This is a genomic window from Sphingosinicella terrae (genome assembly GCF_003347635.1).
In the GTDB taxonomy this organism is placed as follows: Bacteria; Pseudomonadota; Alphaproteobacteria; order Sphingomonadales; family Sphingomonadaceae; genus Allosphingosinicella; species Allosphingosinicella terrae.
The window spans coordinates 232,593-257,249 of sequence record NZ_QDFY01000004.1; the positions used below are offsets into that span (position 1 = coordinate 232,593).

19 protein-coding genes are annotated in these 24,657 nt (G+C 66.8%); 1 reads left to right on the top strand and 18 read right to left on the bottom strand.

Annotation, left to right across the window (positions count from 1 at the left end):
- Window positions 1–98 precede the first annotated feature (98 nt).
- From DDE10_RS11235 to DDE10_RS11255, 5 genes are all read right to left on the bottom strand, one after another.
- Entirely contained in the window at window positions 99–2,081 is a 1,983-nt protein-coding gene (locus tag DDE10_RS11235; RefSeq protein ID WP_114952865.1) for an acyltransferase family protein, read from the bottom strand.
- A gap of 452 nt (window positions 2,082–2,533) precedes the next feature.
- Window positions 2,534–3,211: a sulfotransferase family 2 domain-containing protein gene (locus tag DDE10_RS11240; protein ID WP_114952866.1), complete on the bottom strand. Its 678-nt coding sequence runs from the start codon at window positions 3,209–3,211 to the stop codon at window positions 2,534–2,536.
- A gap of 19 nt (window positions 3,212–3,230) precedes the next feature.
- A complete protein-coding gene (gene cysN, locus DDE10_RS11245; protein WP_114952867.1) occupies window positions 3,231–5,129 on the bottom strand; it encodes a sulfate adenylyltransferase subunit CysN in 1,899 nt (632 codons plus the stop codon).
- Window positions 5,129–6,067 (bottom strand): sulfate adenylyltransferase subunit CysD, encoded by a 939-nt coding sequence (gene cysD / locus DDE10_RS11250; protein WP_114952868.1) that lies wholly within the window; start codon window positions 6,065–6,067, stop codon window positions 5,129–5,131. The genes cysN and cysD overlap by 1 nt, the downstream gene beginning before the upstream one ends.
- Window positions 6,064–6,435 carry a hypothetical protein gene (locus DDE10_RS11255; protein ID WP_114952869.1) on the bottom strand — a complete coding sequence of 124 codons (372 nt, stop codon included), beginning with the start codon at window positions 6,433–6,435 and terminating at the stop codon, window positions 6,064–6,066. The genes cysD and DDE10_RS11255 overlap by 4 nt, the downstream gene beginning before the upstream one ends.
- 140 nt (window positions 6,436–6,575) lie before the next feature.
- Between DDE10_RS11255 and DDE10_RS11260 the strand changes: the two genes are divergently transcribed.
- Window positions 6,576–9,011: a DUF4838 domain-containing protein gene (locus DDE10_RS11260; RefSeq protein WP_114952870.1), complete on the top strand. Its 2,436-nt coding sequence runs from the start codon at window positions 6,576–6,578 to the stop codon at window positions 9,009–9,011.
- Here DDE10_RS11260 and DDE10_RS11265 read toward each other — a convergent pair.
- From DDE10_RS11265 to DDE10_RS11325, 13 genes are all read right to left on the bottom strand, one after another.
- The gene (locus tag DDE10_RS11265) at window positions 8,974–10,476 is read right to left on the bottom strand and encodes a right-handed parallel beta-helix repeat-containing protein (RefSeq protein ID WP_162806566.1); all 1,503 of its coding nucleotides are present in this window, start codon (window positions 10,474–10,476) and stop codon (window positions 8,974–8,976) included. The two genes, DDE10_RS11260 and DDE10_RS11265, sit on opposite strands and share 38 nt — an antisense overlap.
- 37 nt (window positions 10,477–10,513) lie before the next feature.
- Window positions 10,514–12,451 carry an asparagine synthase (glutamine-hydrolyzing) gene (gene asnB, locus DDE10_RS11270; protein ID WP_114952872.1) on the bottom strand — a complete coding sequence of 646 codons (1,938 nt, stop codon included), beginning with the start codon at window positions 12,449–12,451 and terminating at the stop codon, window positions 10,514–10,516.
- A 3-nt stretch (window positions 12,452–12,454) separates the two neighbouring features.
- Entirely contained in the window at window positions 12,455–13,576 is a 1,122-nt protein-coding gene (locus DDE10_RS11275) for a glycosyltransferase family 4 protein (protein ID WP_114952873.1), read from the bottom strand.
- A complete protein-coding gene (locus DDE10_RS11280) occupies window positions 13,573–14,802 on the bottom strand; it encodes a glycosyltransferase (protein ID WP_114952874.1) in 1,230 nt (409 codons plus the stop codon). Before DDE10_RS11280 ends, DDE10_RS11275 begins: the two co-directional genes overlap by 4 nt.
- Entirely contained in the window at window positions 14,799–16,283 is a 1,485-nt protein-coding gene (locus tag DDE10_RS11285) for a lipopolysaccharide biosynthesis protein (RefSeq protein ID WP_114952875.1), read from the bottom strand. The genes DDE10_RS11280 and DDE10_RS11285 overlap by 4 nt, the downstream gene beginning before the upstream one ends.
- Entirely contained in the window at window positions 16,280–16,804 is a 525-nt protein-coding gene (locus DDE10_RS11290; RefSeq protein ID WP_114952876.1) for an acyltransferase, read from the bottom strand. The genes DDE10_RS11285 and DDE10_RS11290 overlap by 4 nt, the downstream gene beginning before the upstream one ends.
- A complete protein-coding gene (asnB, locus tag DDE10_RS11295; RefSeq protein WP_114952877.1) occupies window positions 16,797–18,680 on the bottom strand; it encodes an asparagine synthase (glutamine-hydrolyzing) in 1,884 nt (627 codons plus the stop codon). Before asnB (DDE10_RS11295) ends, DDE10_RS11290 begins: the two co-directional genes overlap by 8 nt.
- A 5-nt stretch (window positions 18,681–18,685) precedes the next feature.
- A complete protein-coding gene (locus DDE10_RS11300; protein WP_284734598.1) occupies window positions 18,686–19,699 on the bottom strand; it encodes a class I SAM-dependent methyltransferase in 1,014 nt (337 codons plus the stop codon).
- A 16-nt stretch (window positions 19,700–19,715) separates the two neighbouring features.
- Window positions 19,716–20,858, bottom strand: coding sequence for a DegT/DnrJ/EryC1/StrS family aminotransferase (locus DDE10_RS11305; RefSeq protein ID WP_114952878.1), 1,143 nt, complete (start codon window positions 20,856–20,858; stop codon window positions 19,716–19,718).
- Complete coding sequence (locus tag DDE10_RS11310; RefSeq protein WP_114952879.1) at window positions 20,855–21,856, bottom strand: NAD-dependent epimerase/dehydratase family protein; 1,002 nt, start codon at window positions 21,854–21,856, stop codon at window positions 20,855–20,857. Before DDE10_RS11310 ends, DDE10_RS11305 begins: the two co-directional genes overlap by 4 nt.
- A 131-nt stretch (window positions 21,857–21,987) precedes the next feature.
- Window positions 21,988–23,100 carry a DegT/DnrJ/EryC1/StrS family aminotransferase gene (locus DDE10_RS11315; protein ID WP_284734599.1) on the bottom strand — a complete coding sequence of 371 codons (1,113 nt, stop codon included), beginning with the start codon at window positions 23,098–23,100 and terminating at the stop codon, window positions 21,988–21,990.
- A complete protein-coding gene (locus DDE10_RS11320) occupies window positions 23,085–23,666 on the bottom strand; it encodes an acyltransferase (protein WP_114952880.1) in 582 nt (193 codons plus the stop codon). Before DDE10_RS11320 ends, DDE10_RS11315 begins: the two co-directional genes overlap by 16 nt.
- Window positions 23,666–24,655, bottom strand: a complete 990-nt coding sequence (locus DDE10_RS11325) for a Gfo/Idh/MocA family oxidoreductase (RefSeq protein ID WP_284734600.1) — start codon at window positions 24,653–24,655, stop codon at window positions 23,666–23,668. The genes DDE10_RS11320 and DDE10_RS11325 overlap by 1 nt, the downstream gene beginning before the upstream one ends.
- Between the last annotated feature and the right edge of the window lie 2 nt (window positions 24,656–24,657).

Genomic DNA, 24,657 nt, shown 5'->3' on the forward strand with positions numbered 1-24,657 from the left:
CTCACCCCGCCGATCATACTCCGTCCTCGTCATCAACCGAAAAGGAGGGCGTGCCGATCCATTGGCTATGGCCGAACGTCAACTAGCTAGATCAAGGCCTAGTTGCTCGATTCGAGCGCGCGAACCACAAAATGAGCGCCGGCGGCGCTGAGATGCTGTGCATCGCGGTAGAACAAGTGTCCATCGGCCATGACCTGACAGCCGGATTCGGCGCATAGCGTTCGCCGTAGGAGGATGACGCGGCCGCCTCCTCGCTGCCCCGCATCAAGGATGAGATCGTCGCTGCCGTCTAGCGAAAAGAAGCTCGATCGGACGCGCTCCCCGAGCATCGGTCGCCCCGTCATAAGTGAAGCGGCGTAGCGCCTGGCAGGAATTGCACTTGCAGCACGCTCGGCGGCTACGTCGAAGGAGGCAATCGGCACGTCTCCCAATATGACCACCCGCTTTCCAGCAGAAGTCAGGCGGCGTGTCAGGTCCACGAGGCCCCTGTGGAGGCGAGCGGCGCTTGTTCCGGGAAGGCCGTCTGAGCCGTCGGTCGTGACGATCGCGCGCCCGTCGTCAATAACGTACGCGCTCCAATATCCGGCGACGAACACGGTCGATATGCCGGAATCCTGGAGTACTTTCGCGAGGGCCAGCTTGTTGAAACGCCCACACTCGACCGAAAGGAAAGGCCGCTCCGGAAACAGCGGCGCGTAGCCTAGTAGCGATGGACAGGAAGCTTTGGTGAATTGGGTCACCGAAAGGCCCTGCGCTTCCGCCCAAGTCCGAATTCCGGGCGCAATCGCATTAGCGTGGCTGTCGCCCAAGATGGCCACGCCCGGACCTTCGCCATAGCAATGTCGTGGCGCAGGCAGGCCCGAGGTACCGTTGCCGCTGAAGCAAGTGTGGTCAACAATCGGCCTTGCTACGTCCGATCCCGGGTAACGGCCCGGCAATCCGTCTAAGCGGGCAGCGGCTGCGGTTGGAACCGCGACTGCGGCTACTACGATAGCATAGCGTCGGCACAAGGTACGGCGACCTGTCGCCGATCTTCGGAACGGTTTCTCGATGATATGCCATGAAAGAAAAGCGAGAATGAAGGACACGACAACTGCAGCGAGGGCCTCCATCGTGGTCAGGTCGGCGAGGTGCCCGGGCACGTTCCGGTTCGCGACTGTGCGCATAGTCGCCATGAGGGGCCAGTGCCACAAGTACCATGAGTAGGAAACCAGGCCGATCAACGCGATCGGTTTGCGGCCGAGAAGCCAACTTACTGGGCCGTGACGCGCGGCGATCAGGAGAGTCGCGCCAATCACTGGCACAGCTGCCGCGGCGCCCGGGAAGGGCGTGGAATAGTCAAATGCGAATACGGATACGGCGATGACGCTGGCACCAGTGATTCCGGCGGCGGAACGTAGCAAGGGCGAGACAATCATCGAACCCGACCGTTCTTCCCGGATCGCGAGCATGACGCCGACACCGAGCTCCCACGCCCTTGTCGGCAGCCAATAGAAAGCGAAGGATGGATCGCGCCCCGTGATCCACGCAGAGATGGCAAAGGAAGCGAGGGATGTGGCGCCGAGTATTGGCAACGTCGCCCGCCGCGGTAGTCGGGAAGTCAGGAGGAGCAAGATAGGTAGAAGAAAATAGAATTGCTCCTCGACGCCGAGCGACCACGTCATCAGCATCGGGTTTCGCTCTGCTGCCGCCGAGAAATAGTCAGTTTCCATCCAGAATAGGATGTTGGATAAGCCGAATGTAGCTGCAAATGCGCTGACGGCAAAGCTGTCTAGTTCCGTCGGTGTAAAGATGACTATGCCAACAGCCAGGAAGACGATCATAACCGTGGCCAGGGCAGGAACGATCCGCCGCATTCTTCTTGCGTAGAAATCGGAATAGATAAAGGTGCCAGCCTCGACGCTACGATATACGATGCCTCCTATCAGGAATCCCGAGATTACAAAGAACACATCGACGCCGACATAACCGCCCGAAAAGAGCGGAAATCCGGCATGGTAGAGGACCACGGGAGTGATCGCCACTGCACGGAGGCCGTCAATGTCGGGACGATGAAACCGAGTTGGAGCGGCGGAGCTCATGTACGTGAGAGTAAGGCAGTCGGGTGGTCAGTCAAGCAAGTGCGGCTCAAGCTACCCGCCGAATGCCGACTCCATTGTGGAAAGGTCGGGAATCAGACTATTCGATGATCCGAAATTCCGCTTGATTGGATGGTGAACTCGATTGTTTCTTCGCTTGGCCGGATCGCAGGGCCAAGTCCGGCTGATGAGCGGCTGTTGCTCATTCATGAGAAGCACATTCACAGGACGCGTTGAGCAATTCGCGGAGCCTGGACTCAAAGTCGTTGGATTTCGCGTGATATCAGGTTGGCAGGGGAGCTAGTATGGGGGGTTAGATGTTTGGTCCCGGAATTTGATGGGTCGAGTCTACCAGATTGGTGCTTCGCACCTCTCAGTCTGCGGGGATCTGACATCAGCGCGGGCGCAGTCGAAGCACCCCGTTCAGGATCGCTACCGAGCCTCTGCCGAAGATTTCAGAAGGCATAGCCGAACCTCGCCGCGTCTGCCTCGTAAATATGACCGACCAGATCCGCCAGTTCCGGGGTATAGAAGCGGCGATAGTCTACCGTCTCTCCAGACCGGTTCGCCTGCCTTATCTGGAGTGATACCCCGCGCACTCGGCGCACGAAGTCCAGCGTCGGCCCGAGGTCCTCCAGCGTGCCCACATGATCGACCAGCAAGTTCCCGCGCCGATCACAGAGGAACATCCACTGCGGCTGGAACACGCCGTCCAGCTTGGTCACGTCGCGCGGCGCGAGCCATTCCTTCACGAATCGCTCGAACGTCTCGAACTCCGGTATCTGGTACCTCTCGGCTTGCCACATGCCGGCACGGTAGGTCTCGCCGACGCCGCGTCCCTGGCGGGCGAATCGCCAGGCGGAGACCAGGCGGTCCCACGGATTGCGGGTGATTCCGAACATGGGCAGCTTTCCGACCGCAGCCGGCGCCCAGCGCTTGATGTCGCGCGCGTGCGGATGGCCCATGAAGCGGCCGTAGAGCGCCTCGTTGAAGCTGGTTCCCGCGGCCTTCGGGACATGGATGAAGACGATCCCCGCATCCAGCCAAAAACGGGCGCGCCGGCGAACCAGGAGCGCCCGTCGCAGACCGCCGGGCAGGCGGCGGTTCAGATTGCGCGCGACGTCGATCAGCATGAGCGTTCCGCTCCCACGATCACGCCAGCGCCGCGACGATCCGCTCGGCCGCTTCCTCGGGCGACATGGCGGTGGTGTCGATGCGGATCTCGGCCTGCTCGGGCGGCTCGTAGGGGCTGTCGATGCCGGTGAAGTTGGGTAGCTCGCCGCGTCGGGCCTTGGCGTAGAGGCCCTTGGCGTCGCGCTGCTCGGCGACCTCCAGCGGCGCATCGACGAAGACCTCGCAGAATTCGCCATCGGGGAGCATGTCGCGCACAAGGCGCCGCTCCGCCCGGAAGGGCGAGATGAAGGCGCACAGGACGATCAGGCCGGCATCCGCCATCAGCTTCGCCACCTCGCCGATGCGGCGGACATTCTCCACCCTGTCGGCATCGGTGAAGCCGAGATCGCGGTTGAGGCCATGGCGGATATTGTCGCCGTCGAGCAGGAAGGTGTGCCGCCCCATGAGGTGGAGCCTCTTTTCGACCAGGTTGGCGATGGTCGACTTGCCCGCCCCCGACAATCCAGTGAACCAGACGACCTTGGGCCTCTGCCCCTTGAGCGCGGCATGGGCCTCGCGCGTCACCTCGAGATGCTGCCAATGGACGTTCTGCGCCCGACGGAGGGCATAGCGGATCATGCCGGCGCCGACCGTCGCGTTGGTCAGCCGGTCGATCAGGATGAACCCGCCGAGGTCGCGATTCTCGTCGAACGGCGCAAATGGGACGGCCCGGCCGAATGCGAGCTTGACCTCGCCGATGCCGTTCAGCTCCAGCGTCTTCGCCGGCATCTCCTCCAGCGTGTTGACGTTGACCTGGTGCTTGATGTCGGTGACCGATGCGGAGACGGTCGCGCCGCCGATCTTCAGCCAATAGGAGCGGCCCGGGAGCATCGGCTCCTCGTCCATCCAGACCAAGGTGGCCTCGAACTGGTCGGACGATTCGAGCGGCGCGTCGGCGGCCGCGATGACGTCGCCGCGGGAAACATCCACCTCGTCGGCAAGCACCAGGGTCACCGACTGATCGGCGACGGCCAGATCGGGTTCCTCGCCGAAGGTGACGATGCGGCTCACCTGCGTAGTGCGCCCGGACGGCAGGATGCGGACACGATCGCCCGGCCGCACCGTGCCGGACGCGATCAGGCCGCAATAGCCGCGAAACTCGTGGTTCGGCCGGTTGACCCACTGCACGGGCATCCGAAACGGCGCCGCCTGAAGCGCGGATTCCTCGAGCGGAACCGCCTCGAGATGGCGCAGGAAGGTGGGGCCGTCATACCAGTCCATCTGGCCGGATGGGGCGGTGATATTGTCGCCCCTCAGCCCCGAGATCGGAATGGCGGTGAATTCCGCGATGCCGAGCCCGGCCGCGAAGGCGCGATAGTCGGCGACGATCTCGTCGAACCGGGCCTGATCGTAATCGACGAGGTCCATCTTGTTCACCGCGAGCACGATGTTGCGGATGCCGAGCAGGTGGACGAGATAGGAATGGCGGCGCGTCTGGACGAGCACGCCCCTGCGCGCATCGACCAGGATGACGGCGAGGTCAGCGGTCGAGGCGCCGGTGACCATGTTGCGGGTATATTGCTCGTGCCCCGGCGCGTCGGCGACGATGAACTTGCGCCTGTCGGTCGCGAAGAAGCGATAGGCGACGTCGATGGTGATCCCCTGCTCCCGCTCCGCGGCGAGGCCGTCGACCAAAAGGGCGAAATCGATCTCCTGTCCCTGGGTGCCGTGCCGGCGCGAATCGGCCTCGAGCGCGGCAAGCTGGTCCTCGAAGATCATCTTCGAATCGTAGAGCAGCCGGCCGATCAGGGTGGATTTGCCGTCATCGACCGAGCCGCAGGTGATCAGCCGCAGCAGGCCCTTGTCGCGATGCTGCTCGAGATAACGGACGATATCCCGCTCGATCAGCTCGGACGAGCCGTAGACCTGGAGGGACATCAGAAATATCCCTCCTGCTTCTTCTTCTCCATGCTCGCCGCCTGATCGTGGTCGATCGCGCGCCCCTGCCGCTCGGAGGTGGTGGTGAGCAGCATTTCGCGGATGATGTCCTCCAGCGTCGCCGCCTCACTCTCGACCGCGCCGGTGAGCGGGTAGCAACCCAAGGTCCGGAAACGGATAGAGCGCATGACGGGGGCCTCGCCGGGGCGCAACGGGAAGCGATCGTCGTCCACCATCAGCAGCAGGCCGTCGCGCTCCACCGTCGGCCGCGGCGCCGAAAAATAGAGGGGGACGATCGGGATCCCCTCCTGGTGGATATATTGCCAGATGTCGAGCTCGGTCCAGTTGGACAGAGGGAAGGCGCGGATGCTCTCGCCGGGATGCTTGCGGGCATTGTAGACCCGCCACAGCTCTGGGCGCTGGTTCTTCGGGTCCCACCGATGATTGGCCGAGCGGAAGCTGAAGATGCGCTCCTTCGCCCGGCTCTTCTCCTCGTCCCGGCGCGCGCCGCCGAAGGCCGCGTCGAACCGATGTTGATCGAGCGCCTGCTTGAGCCCCTCGGTCTTCCACATGTCGGTATGGCGGCCGCCATGATCGAATGGATTGATGCCGAGCCTCTCCGCCTCCGGATTGCGGTGGACGATGAGGTCCATGCCCGCCTCAGCCGCCATGCGGTCGCGCATCTCGTACATCGCCCGGAATTTCCAGGTGGTGTCGACGTGGAGCAAAGGAAAAGGCGGCGGCGCGGGATGGAATGCCTTTCGCGCCAGGTGCAGCATCACCGAGCTGTCCTTGCCGATCGAATAGAGCATGACCGGCCGCTCAGCCTCAGCGACCACCTCGCGGATGATGTGGATGCTCTCGGCCTCGAGCCGCTCGAGATGGGTCAGGCGCCGCGCCCCGGATCGCGCCGCCCCATTGATCGATTCAGGATTCATTCGTTTCTCGATTGGATAGGCACGGTTCGATGGGGCGGCTGGCGATCTGCCCGCTTGCCGGTCAACAGCCCCGGCACGAAGCGCGCGAGCAGGAGTAGCAGAGTGGGGAGGACCATAGTGTTCCACAGGTCCTTCAACCCGCCGATGACCTGCCACTCCTCGATCGGCTTTCCCGGCTCGCGCAGGTCGGCCCATTCGTTGAGGAGCAGAACAAGCAGCACGAACAGCCACGGAAACGGGCTAGCCAGCGACCGGCGCATCAGCGCCGCGGCGACGAGCTGGAGCAGGACGGCCGCATAGATGTGAAGGGCATCCTCATCGAGATCGGTTATCAGCGACAGATAGTCCTTGAATTCGGTCCAATCCATGCGGCTCCGGGGAATGCGGCGCAGCGCGCCTTCGTCCGACGATTGCGCCGCCGATAGCTCAGACCTGGCCCTGACGAAAGCGCGACACGGCCTTCACATGCACTTGCCCGTCGGCGAGTCCTATCCCTAGGGGGACGGCAATGGCCTTCCGCCCTTTCGTTTCCCGCCGTGCCTTCATGGGGCAGCTCGCAGCCCTCGGGATGGCGGGCGCCCGGGCCAGCGCAGCCGCCGGGCGGGAGTCCCGCCCTTCGAGTGAGGCAGAGGGCGCCATCACCCTGATCCGGGAGGGCCGGGCGCTGGGCCGCATCGTCCTTTCGTCCAGCGCAGGCGAAGAGGAACGTCGTGCCGCCGCCGAGCTGAATCACCATTTCCGGCGGATGGCGGGGGCCGAGCTGGAGCTGGTTGCGGATGACGGAGCGGCCCCGCCCCCGTCGCCTGCCATCGTGCTGGGGGAGCCGGCCGCCCGGCTGGGTGCGGCTCCTGCCGCCCAGAGCCCCTCGCGCGAGGGCTACCGGCTGCTCAGCCGCGGCGGGCTGCTGCTGATCGGGGGCGAGAGCGGACAGGCCGTCGAATTCGGTGCCTATCGTTTGCTCCAGCTGCTGGGGTGCGAATGGGTGATGCCGGGCGAGATCGGCGAAGTCGTCCCGCGGCGCGCGACCGTGACCGTGCCGGCACTCGACCTCAGCGAAGCGCCGGCCTTCCAGTATCGCAACCTCTGGTATGGCGGCGGCCGGCGCATCATCACGGCGCAGGACCGGCAAAGGTTCGACCAGTGGCTGCGGCGGCAGCGCGGCGCCGACCGCCTGACGCCGGCCCGGCGGACCGGCGGCCACCACTGGATCAGGTTCATCGACGCGCACAAGGCCGAGTTCGAGGCGGATTCCACCATGTACGCGCTCCGGCCGACCCGCGGAGGCGAGCTGGTCCGGCGAGGGCCGCAGATAGAGACGACGCACCCCCGCGTGATCGAGCTGATGGTGGAGGACATCGAGGCCGAATTTCGACGCCGCGGATGGCCGAAGGACCGCGCCATGGGGTTTCCGATCGGGCCGTCGGACGGGCTCGGCTTCTCTCGCTCGCCGGAAAGCGTCGCCGCCAATAGCGGGCGCGTCGATCCCGTGTCGGGCGAGCCCGACGTCACCGACCTCGTCGTCCTGCTCGGCAACACGATCCTAGAGCGGCTGGGCGCGGAATATCCCAATGTCCATGTCGGCTATTATTCCTATTCGGTGCACGGCAGCTTCCCGGCCCGCTACAGGCCCCATCTGCGGCTGGTGCCGACCTTCGCGCCGATCGGCTATTCGCGCTTCCATTCGCTGCTCGACCCGCGGTCGGAGACGCAGCGCGCCTACAAGGCCGCGCTCGACCAATGGGGGGCGCTGGCGCGGCGCCAGGGCAACAAGATGGTGTTCCGCGGCTATAGCTGGAACCTGGCCGACAATTTCCTTCCTTATTGCAAGGCGCGCATCTGGGGCGAGGAACTGCCTTATTATGCCGCGCTCGGCATCGAGGGGCTGAACGTCGAGGCGACCAAGGCGTGGAGCGTCTATGCCCTCAGCGACTGGGTCTATGCCCAGCTCGCCTGGAACCCGAACCAGGACTGGCGCGCGCTGGTGACGCGCTATTGCCGTGCCGCCTACGGCGCGGGCGCCGATCGGATGGAATCCTGTTGGCGGCAGCTGATCCAGCGTCAGCACGACGCCAACCAGGAAGCGGGATCCTATCACAGCTTCCCGCTCATTTACGATCTCGCCTTCGTCGAGGCCGCCGAGGCGGACCTCGCCGCCGCCGGCGAAGCGGCGGAGCTGGACGAAGAGAAGACGCGGATCTCCTATGCCGGGATCGGCATCAGGGCTCTTCGGCTCTATCTGGAATATTTCGGCGCAACCCAGCGCTTCGACTTCGAGACGGCGCTCGACCGCTACCGGGCTTTGCATAGGCATTGGCGTGAAGCCTATGCGACCAACCCCGATCTGGTCGCCAAGGAAGCACCGCAGCACCTGGAGCGATTCGTCGGCGCCTTCGCTGAACAGGCCGCCGGCTATAGCGGCGGCGAGCGGCGGCTGATTCGCCGGCTTCCCGATGCTCTGGCGACACTCCGGGATCCGGACCGTCGCGGCGAAGCGCTTGGCTTTCCGTCAGGCCTGCCCACGGAGGGAGCCGCGGTCACCCGCACCTACTCGACGACCTGGGCGGCGCAGGGCCTGAATCCCGTCGCTGCAGTCTGGTACGAGCATCGTTTCCGGCTCGACGGCTTGGCACGGGGCGACGCCCCGGTCGGGCTGTTCCTGGGCGGGTTCGACGACCAGGCGCGGGTGTGGCTGAACGGACGCGAGATCGGCGACAGCGGGCGTCAGTTCTCCCGCCCGGCGATATTCGATTTGGCGCCGGCGATCCGGCGGGGCGGCGAGAATCGGCTGGTGATCGAGATCTCGCGCGAGGATTCGGTCAACGAGATCGGCATTGGCGGCCTGATCCGGCCGAGCTTCCTGTTCGTGGGATCGATCGAAGCCGATCAGCCCCAGGTCGCCGAGCCCCTCATGTCACCCGGCCCCGCGCCACGAGGCGACCGTTGAGGAGCAGCTCGCCGCGCACGACGGCGCCGGTGAGCACGGCATTGCCGTCGATACGGTTGCGGCCGAGAAAGGTGCCGCGCGGATAGCTGCGCGCGCGAGAGCGCTGGGACATGGTGCAGTCGGCGAAAGTGACGGCGTTCGTGGTCCAGGGCAGGACCGCCCGGTCGGTGAGGCGGAAATCGCAGCCTTCGAAGCGCACCCCGGGATTGTCGGGGAGGTCGGCGATCGGCCGGTCCGGATTCTCGCCGCCATAGACTTGGCCGGTCGGGCTCAGGCGCGGATCGTCCCGAAAGCTGCAGCGCTCGAACCTCGTGGCCAGTTCCGGCCGCTCGGAATCGCCGAAGCAGCGGACGACCGGACCGACGAAGGTGCAGCCCTGGAAGGCGATGTTCGGCTTGTTCGGCCACACCGACCAATTGGTCGTCCCGACGAAGGTGCAGCCGACGAAGCGCGCGCCCTTGCTCGGGCCGCTGTCGGCCACCATCCCCTGGCCGACATTGTCGGCGAAGAGGCAGTCGCGGAAGAGGAGGCCGCCGACGCGCTTGCCGGCTTCCGCCTCGATGTCGACACCCGCGCCCGGCGCGCTGGAGATTCCAGCGCGGCCGGTATGGGAGAAAATGCAGCGGCGGAAGGCATAGCCTCCCCCGCCGGTGACGCTGCAGCCTTGGCGGCCATTGAACTCGGAGCGGACGTCCTCGATCAGGCGTTCCGGCCCTCCCGAACCGTCCCAGTCGGGGCCGTCGATCAGCAGCCCGTCGAGGGCGTGATGGTGGGTGTGGATCCGCCGCAGCACTTCGCCGCCGCGATTGTCGTAGAGACCGATGCCAGTCGCCGGAATCTGGTGGCCGGTGTCGCCATGTCCGCCGCCGAGAAGGTGCGCGGCGAGGTTGCCGTCCAGTTCCAGGTCGCTGATCTCGACCGGGCCGGTGCAGCCCTCGACCTTGACCATCCAGCGATAGGGGGTGGCGAGCTGATCCCAGCCGCGATGAGGCATATCGTGAAAGAACGGCTCCCCGTTATTCCGGTGGAACGTCCCGTAGCGAAGTCCGGGTGCGCAGCGGATGATCGCGCCATTGCCGCGGATGGTGAGCGGCCGAGTGCAGCCGGCGAATTCGAGCAAGGGTGCGGGTTCAAAGGCGTAGCGGGTGCGCCTTTCATAGCCGCCCTGCCGGCCGACCCGATAGGTCGTTCGGCGAAACGCCACCTCACCCCCGCCTCGTTCGTTCACCCGCGCCGCCAAGGCGGCGAAGGCCGCGCTGTCGTCGGTGACGCCGTCGCCCCGCGCGCCGAACTGCTCCGGCGTGAGCGCATCAGGGGAGGCGGGCGGCGTCACCACCGAGCCGGGGCGGCGAGGCTGCGGAACGGAAGGCGGCGGATCTGCCTGCCCTGCTTCGGCGCATCCCGTGGGGAGCAGCAGCCCGGCCGCCCCGGCCGAAGCGCCGGCGATCCATTCGCGTCGGTTCAAGGTCATGCTTGCGAAGATACGGCAGGCGTGACGGCTGTCACCCCTCCTCGGCCCAGGCCTGGAACATCAGGACGAACCACAGCGAGGCCGTCCAGTCGGCGCGGCGGGCGAGATGGGCCTGCCATCGGTCCCGGATGGGCCGGGGGTCGAGGCCGCGCTCGCGCAGGCTGTTCGGGTCGAGCAAGGCCTCGGCCCAGGATCGCAGCGGACCGCGCAGCCACTCGCCGACCGGAACGGCGAATCCGGTCTTCGGCCGCTCCAGGAGCGCCGGCGGCACATGGCGTGAGAGCAGCGTGCGCAGAACCTGCTTGCCCACGCCCCGGTCGATCTTCATCGCCAGCGGAATCCGCGCCGCGACTCCGGCCACGCGATGATCGAGCAGCGGCAGCCGCGTCTCCAGGCTCACGGCCATCGAGGCCCGGTCCAGCTTCGCCAATATGTCGCCGGGAAGATAGGTGACGGCGTCGCGATACATCATCCGCACCGTATCCGGCGCGGCGACGAGGTCGACCGGGCCAAACAGGTCGGCAAGGTCCCCGGCGCCGCCCGGGGACCGCTCGCCCTGCCATTCGTCGACGAAACTCTGATGCACTTCGTCGATGCCGCGGGCATGGCCCATGGCGCGCAGCGTCTTGCGGATCTTCGCGCCGAAATGCGGTTGCCGGCTGCGACGGCCGGCCAGGTCCGCCGCGCCGTTCCAGGCGCCGGCCGGGACGAGGCCGAGCGCGGCGCCTGCGGCCGCTCGAAGCGGCAGCGGCAGCCGGTTGAGCCGGGCCCAGAGACGCGGAGCGGCGAGATAGCGATTATAGCCGCCGAAAAGCTCGTCGCCGCCGTCACCCGAGAGCGCGACCTTCACGCCTGCGCGTGCATGGCGGCAAACGAGATAGGTCGGGATCTGCGAGGAATCGGCGAAAGGCTCGTCATAGATGGCCGCGAGCTGCGGAATGACCTGCCGGGCCTCGTCCGCGGTGACATAGGCTTCATGATGCTCGGTGCCGAGATGCTCGGCGATCGCACGGGCATAAGGCGCCTCGTCGAAGGCCGCATCCTCGAAGCCGATGGTGAAGGTCCGGACCGGGGCGTGCTGGCGGTACAAAGCGACCACGGTCGAGGAATCGATTCCGCCCGAAAGGAAGGCGCCGACCGGGACGTCGGCCATGGCCTGGCCACGGACCGACTGGAGCAGGGCCGCTTCGAGGCGCTCCAGCGCCTCCCCCTCCTGGACGATCGGGTCGGCGAGCCCGCCCACGACGACGTCCCGATAGCTCCACCAGCGTCGGACGAGGCCGCCGCCGACACGAGGGGCCGAGTCCAGCGGCGCCCGCAATTGCTCCGGTGAAGCCTCGATCAGGCAACCCGGCTCGAGTTTGTAGAGGCGCCGGTAGATGGAATGAGGTTCCGGGATGTAGCCCAGGCGGAGGAAATCGCCTTGCGCTTCGCGGCTGAGGCCGTTGTCGAAGCCGGGGAGGCGCTTCAGCGCCTTCAGCTCGGAGGCGAAGACGAAGCGGGCCGCCACCCAGCCGAAATAGAGCGGCTTCTCCCCGAACCGATCGCGGACGAGGGAGAGCCGCCGCTCCCGTCGGTCCCACAGCGCCAGAGCGAACATGCCGGTGCAGCGGGCGAGCGTCGTCTCGAGACCCCATCTCGCAATGGCTTCCAGCAGCGTCTCGGTGTCCGAATGCCCGCGAAAGGGGCCTTCCCCCTGCGCCTCGAGCTCCGCGCGTACTTCCCCATGATTGTAGATCTCGCCATTGAAGGTGAGCACCCAGCGCCCGTCGCGCGAGATCATCGGCTGATGCCCGGCGGGCGACAGGTCGACGATCGAGAGCCGGCGATGCACGAACCCGACGCCGCTTTCGCTGTCCGACCAGATCCCCTCGTCGTCCGGGCCGCGATGAGCCAGGCTTGATGCCATCGCCCGCAGCGAGGAAGGGTCCGGCGGACCAAGCGAGACCAGGCCGGCTAGGCCGCACATGGCTCAGCCCTCCTCCCTGCGGCCGGCGGCAATGTCCGCCAGCAGCTTTTCCCAGAGACCGACGATCCGTTCCGGGGCGAAGGCCTGTATCGAACCGGGCCCGGCGGCGCCGTAGCGGCGGCGCAGCTCGCCCGAGCCCATCAGCTCGGCGAGGCCCGCGGCGAGCGCGGCCGCACGATCCGCGCCGTCGACCAGCAGGCCGTTGACGCGGTCGCGCACCAGTTCGTTGGTGCCGGGGCAGTCGGCGAAGCCGATCACCGGCAGTCCGTGACCGAGCGCTTCCGCGGTGGTGAGGCCGAAGCTCTCATAGGTCGAGGACATGACGAACAGCTGCGCCGCTTCATATTCCCTTTCGATGTCCGCCGTGGCGCCCGGAATGAAGACCCGGCCCTCGAGCCCGAGCTCGCGGACCTGCCGCTCGAGCGCGCCGCGCAGCGACCCTTCGCCGACGATGCGGAGCCGCCAGTCCGGGAAGCGGTCGGCCAGAGCCGCAAAGGCCCGGATGAGCGTGGCATGATCCTTCTGCGCCTCCAGTCGGCCGACCGCCAGGAGGGTCCGGAACGGACGATCGCCGCCGCACGGGTCGGCGGGCCGGCCGCCGGAGGCGCCCACCGGATTGGGCAGCACGACCATGCGGCGGCGCAGGGAAGGCGGAAAGCCGGAGCGGATTTCGGGCGAGATGATCGTGATCGCGCGGGCGAGACGCGGCGCCAGCCGCAGCAGCGCCGCCTGCAGCGGCCGCGTCCGATAATGCTCGTAGGCGATATGCTCGCTCGCCAGCATCGGCACGCCACTGCCGAGCAGAGCCAGCCCGAGCGGGATATAGGCGCTGTGCATGAATCCGATCGCGGCATCGGGCCCGGCCTGCCGGACGGTCCGGCGCAGTGCCGCGATCCGGCCGAGCGCCTCGCCGATGCCGGTGCCGGTCCGGACTTGGCCAACACCGAGCGGCTGCCATCGGACCGCTGCATCGAGCGCGTAGAAGCTCGGCTGGCCCGGGCGATCGAAGCTCGCCACGGCCACATCGTGGCCGCGCCGGGCGAGTCCGCCGCTGACCTGCGCGAGCACCCGTTCGGCGCCGCCGCCGGGCAGCACGAGGCTCTTGACGACGAAGAGGAGCTTCATCGCCCCTGAGCGGCGATCAGCCGCTCGTAAGTCTCGCGCTCGAGCGCATGGATCCGCTCCTGGTCGGCGAATTCCAGCGCACGCGCCCGGGCCGCGCGGGCCATGCGGTCGCGAAGCGCGAGATCGTCGATCAGCGCCAGCGTCCGCTCCGCCATCGCCCGATGATCGAGGAACGGCACGACGAAGCCGTTGACCCCGTCCTCGACGAATTCGGCCTGCCAGTCGCGGTCGAACACGACCATCGGCGAAGCGCCGAGCGCCGATTCGATGAGCGCCATACCGGTCAGTGGCGAGAGGGTGATGCAATTCGGCGCCAGCCGCGCGAGCTCGGCCTGGTCGATATGGCCGAGGAAATGGATCCGCCCCCGCATGCCGAGCGCGTCGACCAGGGCTTCCAGCTCGGCTTGCATCGGACCGCTCCCGGCGAGCAGGCCCACCGCCTCGGGACGGCGCTCGATCACCCGCGCCATCGCCCGGACGGCCTCGTCCGGATGTTTCAGACGGAGCAGGCGGCCGACGAACAGCATGAGGTGCGCACCGGGCGCCACGCCGTGGCGAGCGAGCAGGAGCTCCGGCGAGCCGCGGCTTTCCGGAGCGGCGAGGTGGACCGCCTCGATGTTCTTCGCGACCGGAATGATCGCGGTTGCGCCGCGCGCGCCATTGTCGACCGCGAAGCCGAGATTATTGCGGTTGCCCGCCACCACCAGGTCCGCCCGGGACAGGACCAGCCGCGCAACCATGCGCTCGAGGAAGCGGAAGGGGAGCAGCCGCGGCATCGCCAGCGCACCGGTCGCCGCATAGAGGTCGTCCTGGTTGGCGAATACGGCGACGACCTGCGGTCGACGTGTCATCCGCTTCAGGATGAGTCCGAACAGCCCGGCATAATATGCGTCGGTCGCATAGATCAACGAGACGTCCTCGTCCTCGACGAGACGCCGAAGCCGCCGCAGCAGCCGCCATTGCGACCAGACGAAGTTGAGCGGCAGCAGGAATTTCGGGAGCGGCAGCATCTCCGCTACGCCCTCGACAACGGTCTGGCGCTCGCTGAACGGGATGAACTCGATTTCGCGGCTCGCCTTGCCCGCGATGTCGGCGATCGGATGGACGCCCCATACCCGATCGAAATACCCGCCGGCATGGCGCATCTCGAAGAATTGCGGGTGCTGCTTCTGCCGCACGATCTCCATCGTATAGGCCATGTCGATATAGACGAGGCTCCGGCTCATCGGTCGGCTCCTCGGCGACGGCCCGGCCTGGCCGGCAACGCCCGCAGCACCGCGAGAATGGATCGGAACGGGACGAGCCCGACAATGACGACCAGGCTGGCGGCCACGGCGATGATCAGCGCCTTGGCGGCGAGGCCGGGCAGCAGGCCGACAGGGCCCAGCTGCTGCCCCGCGAGCCCGAGACCGACGCCCCCCGCAGTCGCCAGCCCGATCAGCCACCAGCGGACCGGGATCGGATAAAGGCGCTGGCTGAACAGGAACCACAGGAAGAGGAAGCTTGCCCCCGAGATCAGGGTCGCCAACGCGGCGCCGACGATACCGAACAGCGGGATCAGCCAGAAATTGGCGGCAAGGCCGAGCGCGGCGCTGACGATGGACACCCACATCTGCTGCACGGTCCGCTTCGCCACCGCGAAGCCGGGCGCGAAGACGTACATCTGTGATAGGAGCAGGGCCGGGGCGAGGATCAGCACCAGCGGGCCCGCGTTCACATAGGCCGGATTGCCGACGAAATAGATAAGCTCGGGCGCGAGCAGGCCGAGGCCCAGGCAGACCACCACGGCGCTGCCGAAGAAGGCCTCGAACATCCTGGCGAGCTGCGCCGGCGTCTCCGGCTTGTGATGATTGGCCATGATCAGCGGCGTGAGGGCCGCCTGCACGCCGACGATCCCGAGCTGGGCGATGCCGCCGATCTGCGCCGCCAGCGTGTAGAGGCCGACGTCGTCGAGCGTCGAAAAGGCATTGAGGACGATCCGGCTGCCATGGACGTTGGCAAACAGGGCAAGACTCGCAGGCACGAGCGGCAGCGAGAAGCGGAGCATCTCCCCGAGCCTGGCCCGATCGATGCGCGGCTCGAAGCTGCGCCTCAGCCCGAAGGCTCCAAGGCCGGCCGCCACCGCGGCGCCGGCGAGCTGGCCCAGCACGACGCCGACCAGCGGCGGATCAAGGAGCAAGCCGAGGCCGAGCGACAGGGCCAGGGTGAAGAAGCTGAAAACGAGGCTGATGAGGACATATTCGGCGGTGCGGAACTCCCAGCGGCACTGGTTCTGGAAGAACAGGAACAGGCCGTAGAGGGCCATCTGGAAGAGGGCGACCCGGAACGCCGGAAGGAAGGCGGCGTCGCCGAGGATCAGCACGCAGAGCGGCTCCGCCAGCGCTTGTCCGACAACCAGGAAGGCGAGCAGCGCGAGCAGGAGGAAGCCGCGTGCCGAGCTCGCATAAGCCTTTTTCGCCGCGGCCGAGGCGGGCGCGTAGAAGCGGGCCAGGGCCTGCGAGATCTCCAGCGGCACGGCGATCGCCACCAGGGCGCCGACCGTGACCAGCATGCTGAGCGCGCCATAGTCGCGCGGCGTCAGGATGTAGGGCAGGACGAGCAGCGAGACGAGCAGGGTCGCGCGCGACACGATCGTCGCGGTCCCGTAGACGGCGCTCTGGCGCACCGCCTGGTCGACCATATTGCCGCTGGGCCTCGACCCGATCACGACGCGCCTGCATCCCCCTCGAGGATCCGGCACGGCGCGCCGGCGGCGCGGCTCCCGGGCGGCAGGTCGGAGAGCACGATGCTGCCCGCGCCGACGACGCAGCCGTCGCCGATCGTCACCCCCTTCGCCACCACGGTGTTGGGGCCGATATAGCAGCGGTCGCCGATCCGGGTCGCAGCGTGCTCGATCGGCGCCGCGCCTCCCGAGGTCGCCCAGGCGACCGAATCGTGGCTGTAGATCTGGACGCCGGCCGAGATCGAGCAATAGGCGCCGATGCTGAGCCCGCCAGACCCGTCCAGCACCGTGCCCGGACCGATCCAGGTCTGCGCGCCGACGGCGACGTCGCCGATCACCAGCGCGCTGTCGTAGATCGAGGCGCCCTCGCCGAAGCCCAGCGCGCGAGCCTTCTCCCACCGATCGACGACATAGTCGCCGAAGGGCAGCGTGCGCCGGAATCGCGCATTCACCTCCTCGCGCCGCGTCAGCCAGAAGGTCTTCAGCTGCTCGAGGAAGCTAGTCACGGCCCAAATTCCGAAGGAACTGTTCGAAGCTGAGGAGCGACCAGATCAGAAGGCGGCGGTTGTTGGCGCCGCTCAGATGCTCGCCGAGGAGGCGATGGACGGTGCCGCGATCCAGATAGTCGTAGATCCGCGCCTGCCCGTTCATCAGGGTTCCCCTGACGAAGTCGATGCTGTCGCCCTTGAACCAGCTTGCGTCGGGGGCGGAGAAACCCTGCTTCTCCGCCTTCGCCACATCCTCGGGAATGAAGCGGCCCATGACGTCGCGCAGGATCTGCTTGCCGTCGCGGGTCTTCTGGAAGAAGCGGGCCGGCTTGTCGCCGGACTCGTTCTCGTTGAGCCGGCTCACCTCGGCGAGATTGTTGAGCTTCAGCCGCACCGGCAGGCCCATCGCGAAGTCGACAAGGTCGTTGTCGAGGAACGGCACCCGCGTTTCCAGGCCGTGCGCCATGCTGAGCTTGTCCTCGACCACCAAGAGGCCGTGCAGGAAGGTCTTCGCCTCGAAATAGAGGGAATGGTTGATATAGCCTTCCGCATTGTTGAGCGAATCGTCGTGGTGGCGGAAGACGTCGCGGAAGATGTCGCGGGTGGACACGTCGGCGACGTCGCTCCAGATCGGCCGCATCAAGCTGGCCAGCTCCTGGTCGGTCAGCATGCGCTGCCAAAAGGCGTAATATTTGCGCGTATAATCCTCGAAGCTGTCGTTCACGACCGCCCGATAATAGCGCCACGGATAGCCGCCGAAGAGCTCGTCCCCGCCGGCCCCGCTCATCACCACCTTCACGAACTTGGAGGCGAGCTGGGCCGCGTAGAAGTTGGGATAGCTCTGGCCGACCCGCGGCTCCTCGAGGTGCCAGGCCAGCCGCTTCATCGCCCGCTCCATGTCGCCCGCCTTCAGGACCATCTCGTAATGTTCGGTCTTGAAATGGTAGGACATGGCTTCGGCCTTGGCACGCTCGTCGAAGCCGAGCTCGATCCCCGAGGCCGAGCTCAGGTCGAAGCCGCAGGTGAAGGTCTTGAGATAGGGGAAGGAGCGGGCGGCGACCGCGGTGATCGAGCCCGAATCCATGCCGCCGCTGAGATAGGAGCCGAGCTCCACGTCGCCGACGAGCTGACGCGACACGGCCTGGCGGAACAGCCGCTCCAGCTCCTCGCGATAGGCCTCGTCCTCGGCCGGCCTCTCGGGCTCGCGGAAGGCGAAATCCCAATAGCGGCTCTGGACGATCGCCGGCCGGTCCTGGCCGAGATCGAGCAGGGCGTGATGACCCGCCGGAAGCAGCGCGATCCCTTCCAGCAGGGTCCGGTCGGTGAAGATGTTCTGGAAGGTGAAATATTCGAGCAACGCCGCGCGGTCGACCACGGGCGCAAAGTCGGGAAGGGTCATGATCGCCTTCTGCTCGGAAGCGAAGGCGAGCTGCCGACCGTCGCGATAGACGTAGAGCGGCTTGATGCCGTAGCGGTCGCGGGCAAGAAGCAGCCGCCGCGCCCGGCGATCCCACAGCGCGAGGGCGAACATACCGTTGAAGCGGGTCAGCGCTTCCGCCCCCCATTCGGCGAGCGCGTTCAGCACCACCTCGCTGTCGGTCCGCGACCGGAAGGCATAGCCGCGCGCCTCCAGCTCCACCCGGAGCTCGCGGAAATTGTAGATCTCGCCATTGTAGCTCAGCAAATAGCGGCCGTCGGCGCTCGCCATCGGCTGATGTCCCGCCGGCGACAGGTCGATGATCGACAGGCGCCGATGGCCGATGCCGACATTGCCGTCGATCCACTGGCCTTCCCCATCAGGGCCGCGATGCGCGATCGCATCCGTCATCCGCTGCAGCACGGCCGGAGAGATCGGAGCACCGTCCAGCCTGACAAGACCCGCTATCCCGCACATCGACTTCAGCCGCCTCGCTTGCGCGCGATCACGGTGATGCCTGCGTCCTCGACCACCTCGCGCTCGATCGACAGGCCGGCTTCGGCGCACCAGGCGCGCACCTCCTCCGGCGTCTGACGGGCGGCATTGGCCGGCGCGTACCAGTCGTAATTGATGTGGTTCATCTCCTCGAAATCAAGGTCGGGGCGGTAGAACATCTTGGCGACGTGCCAGTAGAAGAGCCGCTGGACGTCGATCCGCCCGGCGGGAATTCCGAGCAGTTCGATCGGTTGGGGAATGTCGATCTCGGCGCCGAGCTCGCCAAGCGCGATTCCGAGCCGGGTCAGCGGCTCCAGCGCCTCCCACGCCTGCTGGGGAGTCATCGCTTGCAGCTTCTCGCGGATATGGTCGTCGGTGAACTCTCGGACCGGCCCCTTGCGGCGATAGACGTAGAAGAGGAAGCGGCCGCCCGGCTTGAGCAGGCGGGCGAGCGCCGCGAGAGCGCCTTGGGTGGAATTGGTGTGGTGCAGCACCCCTTCCGAGAAGATGAGGTCGGCCGACCCCTCCGCCAGCGGGAGCCGGCTGATGTCCGCCTGGATGAAGGCCGCTTCGATCCCGCGCTCGGCGAAGCGGTCGGCGGCGACGTCGACAGCCTCCGACACGTCGATGCCGAGATAACGGATCTGCGGGAGCGCCTCCGCGAACAGCTCGAGCGCCGACATGCCGGCGCCGCAGCCGGCGTCGACGAGAAGCGGGCGCGGCCCATGGTCCGCGAACCAGCTGGCGCGAACGACGTCGCCATAGCGCTCGATCAGCCAGGCGCGCATCCGGGCGAGCGAGGCCGGCGATTCGAATGTCTCCCTCTTCTTCCATTTGAACCCGAACGCGGCCTCCGTCTGGGCCTGGGCCTGCGAGAGCAGGGCCGGGCTGCGCGGTATGCCAGCGCGCATGACGAAGCGCTCGCCGCCGATCGAGAGCGAGTCGCTTGTCCGGCCGTCGGCGCCGAGATAATCCCATAGCCAGTCGGGAGGCATCCGCATGTCCGAAGCATCCGGCTCAGAGGGCGCAGAGGGTGCGGACGACATGGTCGTAATCCTCGGCGCTCATGCGGTTGTGGAGTGGGATCGCCATCGTGTTGGCGTCGCAGTCCCGCGCTCCGGGAAAATCATCCGCGGAAAGGCCGAACCGGTCGCGATACAGCCCGAGCATGTGCACGGCGTGCGTGCCGGGCCGCGTCGAGATGCCTGCCGCTTGCAGGTGCTCCATCAGCGCGTTGCGCGGCATCGGCGCCGTCTCCGGGTCGACATAGGTGACGAAGGCTTGCCACGCATGCTCGCTTTCCCCGAATGGCGGCATGCGCAGCCATCCGAGCCGCTGCAGGCGATCGCGATAATATTCGGCACGGCGCCGGCGCTCGGCAATGTAGCGGTCGAGCTTGCCGAGCTGGACCCGTCCGACCGCGCCCTGCAGGTCGGTCATGCGATAGTTGAAGCCTAAAAGATTGAAGTCGGGCAGCAGATAAGGGCGCGGACCGGCGTGGCGCTGTTCCTCTGAGACCGAGGCGCCATGATTGCGCAGCATGGCCATGGTTTCGGTGAGTTCGGGGTCGTTGGTGGTCACCATCCCGCCCTCGCCGGTGGTGATCGACTTGCGCGGATGGAAGGAGAAGGCGGCGGCGTCACCGAGCCCGCCGGCCGGGATGCCGCGAATTGAGGCTCCGGCGGCACAAGCCGCGTCCTCGATGATCCTGACCCCGGGCGGGACGGCGGCGCGGATCGCCGGCACGTCGGCGCACAGGCCGAACATGTGGACCGGAATGATCGCCTTGGTACGTTCCGTCACCCGTCGCGCCAGATCGGCCGGATCCACATTGTAGGTCTCGGGATCGACATCGGCGAAAACCGGGGTCGCCCCGCAATAGAGAACGACGTTGGCGGTCGCCACCCAGGTGAAGGCGGGCACGATCACCTCGTCTCCCGGGCCGATTCCCATCCCCGCGAGGATGAGGTGCAATCCGGTCGTGCAGCTGGTCGTCGCCAGCGCATGCCCGACCCGGTGGCGCTCGGCGAAGGCCTTCTCGAAGGCCGCCACCTGGGGGCCCTGCGTCAGCCAGCCCGACAAGAGCGGCTCGCGGCAGGCCTGCCACTCCTCATCCCCAGTGTCGGGAAGGGCGATGTGGATCATTGGCCGCTCGCTCATGCCTGGGCGCCCATGCGTCGGCGGCGTGCCTCGACTTCGTCCTGGTGCGCCCGGCGCCAGGCGATCAGCCGCTCGAGGCCTTCGCGAAGCCCGATTTCGGCGGTGAAACCGATCTCCTCGGCTGCACGCTCCGGATCGCCGATACGGTTGCGTACCAGCGTGGCGGTGCTGCGCGAGGCGTAGCTTATCGGGCGATCGGAGCCGGTGAGGTCGACCAGCAGCTCGGCCAGTTCCCGGAGCGAGGTTCTCCGGCCGGTGCCGACATTGTAATAGCGGTCGGTCGTTTCGGCCTGCATCGCTCGGACATTGGCGAGGGCGCAATCCTCGACAGCGACGAAGTCGAACGCTTCCGAGCCGTCGCCCAGGATGGTGGGGCTCTCGCCTCGGTCGATCGCGTCCAGCATCTTCATGATCACGGCAATATAGGCGCCCCGATAATCCTGCCGCGGCCCATAGACGTTCATGTAGCGCAAGCCGACATAATCCAGGCCGTAGCGATGGTGAAATGCCCTCAGCATCGCCTCGCCGCAGATCTTGGTGGCGCCGTAGAAATTCTGGTTGTTGAACGGATGATCCTCGGTCATCGGCTCGGTCACGGCGTCGCCGTAGACGGATGCCGACGAGGAATAGACCAGCCGCTTCACGCCCTTCTTCACGCACGCTTCCATCACGTTGAACGTGCCCGCCACGTTGACGTCGAAGGCGCTGCGGGGAAATTCATGGCACTGGAGCAACCACAAGGCGGCGAAGTGGAAGACGCCGTCGGCGCCATCCAGCGCCGCCTCGAGAATGTCCGTCTGCAGGATGTCGCCGCCAATGTCGAAGATCCGCACGCGGGGATCCTTGAGCGCCTGCTCCAGATTCTCGGCCCGGCCCCGAACGAAATTGTCATAGATCAGGATCTCGCCGACATCCTCCCGCAGCAGGCGGTCGGCCGTGTGCGACCCAATCAGGCCGGCGCCGCCGATGAGCACCAGCTTGCTGCCTTCAATCCGCATTTCGATCCTTCGGTTCGGGAGAGGGTTCTCGCACAGCTCCCGGCCGGCCCAAACAGGCCGGCGACGAGGCGCAGGACGGCATTAGGGAGCGCACTCCGGATCGTCCAGCCTCGATCCCGGCAGAGCCGGCCTCAGTTGCCAGCGGCCGCCTGCGCCACCGCGGCCACGATCCGATCCTGCTGCGCCTCATCCAGATCGGGATGCATCGGCAGGCTCAGGACGCGTTCGGCGGCCCGGCGGCTGTGCGGGAGCGCGCCCGCAAGGCAGCGGTCGCGATAGGCGGGCTGCTCGTTCAGCGGCGCCGGATAATGGACCGCCGTCGGGATACCGGCCGCTTCAAGCCTGCGGCGAACCGAATCCCGGTCGTCGACCAGGATCGTATATTGCGCGAAGACGCTCGTCCGTCCGTCCCGCTGCCGCACCCGCTCGATGCCGACCTCGTCGAACAGCCGGTTGTAGCGCGAACCGATTTCGAGGCGACGCTCGATCTCCCATTCGAAGCGCTTCAGCTTGGCGAGAATGACGGCGCACTGCAGCGTGTCCATCCGTCCGCCGAGGCCGATGCGCGTATGGTGATAACGGGCCGACTGGCCATGGACGCGGATCTCGCGAAAGGCCTGGGCCAGCCCGTCGTCGTCGGTGAACAGGGCGCCGCCGTCGCCGTAGCAGCCGAGCGGCTTCGACGGAAAGAAGCTGGTGCAACCGATCGTCGAAAGGCCGCAGCTGCGGCGATTGCCGTACAGCGCGCCGAAGCTCTGGGCGGCGTCCTCGATCACGGCGAGACCGCGACGGGCGGCGATTCCGCTGAGCCGCGCCATGTCCGCCGTCTGCCCGTATAGGGAAACCGGCATGATGGCGCGGGTCCGCTCGCCGATCAGCGCCTCGACCTGCTCCGCATCCACATTGCAGGTGTCGGGCTCGATGTCCGCCAGCACCGGCGTGGCGCCGGCCAGGATAACAACTTCGGCGGTCGCGGCGAAGGTGAAGGCAGGCAGGATGACCTCGTCGCCGGGGCCGATGTCCAAGGCCATCAGGCCGATCAGCAGGGCGTCGGTCCCGCTCCCGACCGAAACGCAGTGGCGCACCCCGGCATATTCCGCCAGCGCGCCTTCCATCTCGGCGACCTCGGGTCCGAGGATGTAGCGGCCATGGTCGAGCACCCGTGCGATACCGGCGTCGATCTCGTCCTTCAGGGCCGCATATTGGCGCTTCAGATCGATGAAGGGGATCAGTTCGCCAGGCACCTGACCTCGCCTCCGCTCAGCCTGTACCTCTCGTCGGTCGCCGGACAGGTCGCCTCGCCTTCTCCCGAAAGCGGCAGCTCCAGGCGCTCACCGTGGCGGCTCATCCAGCCGATGTGGCGGGCCGGGTTGCCGACGACGAGCGCATGGTCCGGCACGTCCCGGATGACGACCGCGCCCGCGCCGATGAAGGCATGGGCGCCGATCGTCACGCCGCACACGATCGTGCAATTGGCGCCGAGGGTGGCGCCCGAGCGCACCCTCGTCTCGCGATAGGCGCTTCGGCGGTCCACGCCGGCGCGCGGATTGACGACATTGGTGAAGACCGCGCTCGGCCCGCAGAAAACGCCGTCCTCCAGGACGACGCCATCGTAGATCGACACATTGTTCTGGATCCTGCATCCGTCGCCGATGCGGGCGCCGCCGGCGACGAACACGTTCTGGCCGAGCGTCACTTCCCGGCCGATGCGGGCGCCGGCGCAGACATGGACGAAGTGCCAGACCTTGGAGCCCTCGCCGATCTCGGCCCCGCCGTCGACGATGGCGCTTTCATGCCGGAAATAGCCCATCAGCGGCCGTCCTGCGCCGCCAGCGGGTGAAGGTCTCCCGCACGGCCGATCGGCGGTGCCGTCCGGATCGCCGCCACCGTCTCGATCGCGCAGCGGCTCGCCTCGAGCCCGAAGCCCTTCCCTGCGAGGATTGCTTCGTAACTGCGCGTGTGAAGATCGGCGAAGCCGCCGGAGAACTCGATTTCCTCGCCGTCGACGGTGATCGAGCGGAAGGTCCGCTTGCCGGCCGCCAGGGCGTCCGGGGGCAGATCGTCCGCGTCGACGGACAGGAACCAGCGGACGCGCGCCCGCTCATATTCGAGATAGCCGCTCGCGCGGGTCGGCTCGGAGAGGTGGACCCGGTTCTGCTGGAGATCGCCGAAAACGAAATGCAGCATGTCGAAGAAGTGGACACCGATATTGGTCGCGATCCCGCCCGACTTCTTCTCGTCGCCCTTCCATGAATAGAGATACCAGCGGCCGCGCGAGGTCACGTAGGTGAGGTCCACCTCATGCTTCGCGGCCGCGGCCTCGGCCGTTCGCACCCGCTCGCGCAGGGACAGGATGGCGGGATGGAGCCGGAGCTGGAGGATCGTGCTCACCTTGCGGCCCGAACCGGCTGCGGCTTCGACGAGGCCGTCTATGTTCCACGGATTGAGGACGAGAGGCTTCTCGCAGATCGCATCGGCATCGGAGCGTAGCGCGAAGCGGATGTGGGAATCGTGAAGGTAATTGGGCGAGCAGATCGAGACAAAGTCTACCCGCTCGCCGCTTCCGGAGCGACGCAGCTTGTCGACATGACGGTCGAAGCGCTCGAACTCGGTGAAGAAGGCACTGTCCGGAAAGTAGCTGTCGATGACCCCGACGCTGTCGCTCGGGTCGAGCGCCGCCACCAATCGGTTTCCGGTCGCGGCGATGGCCTGCATGTGTCGCGGGGCGATATAGCCTGCGGCACCGATCAGGGCGAAGTTGCGTGCGGCGCCGCCGGAACCTGTCTCGCTGATCGCCACCC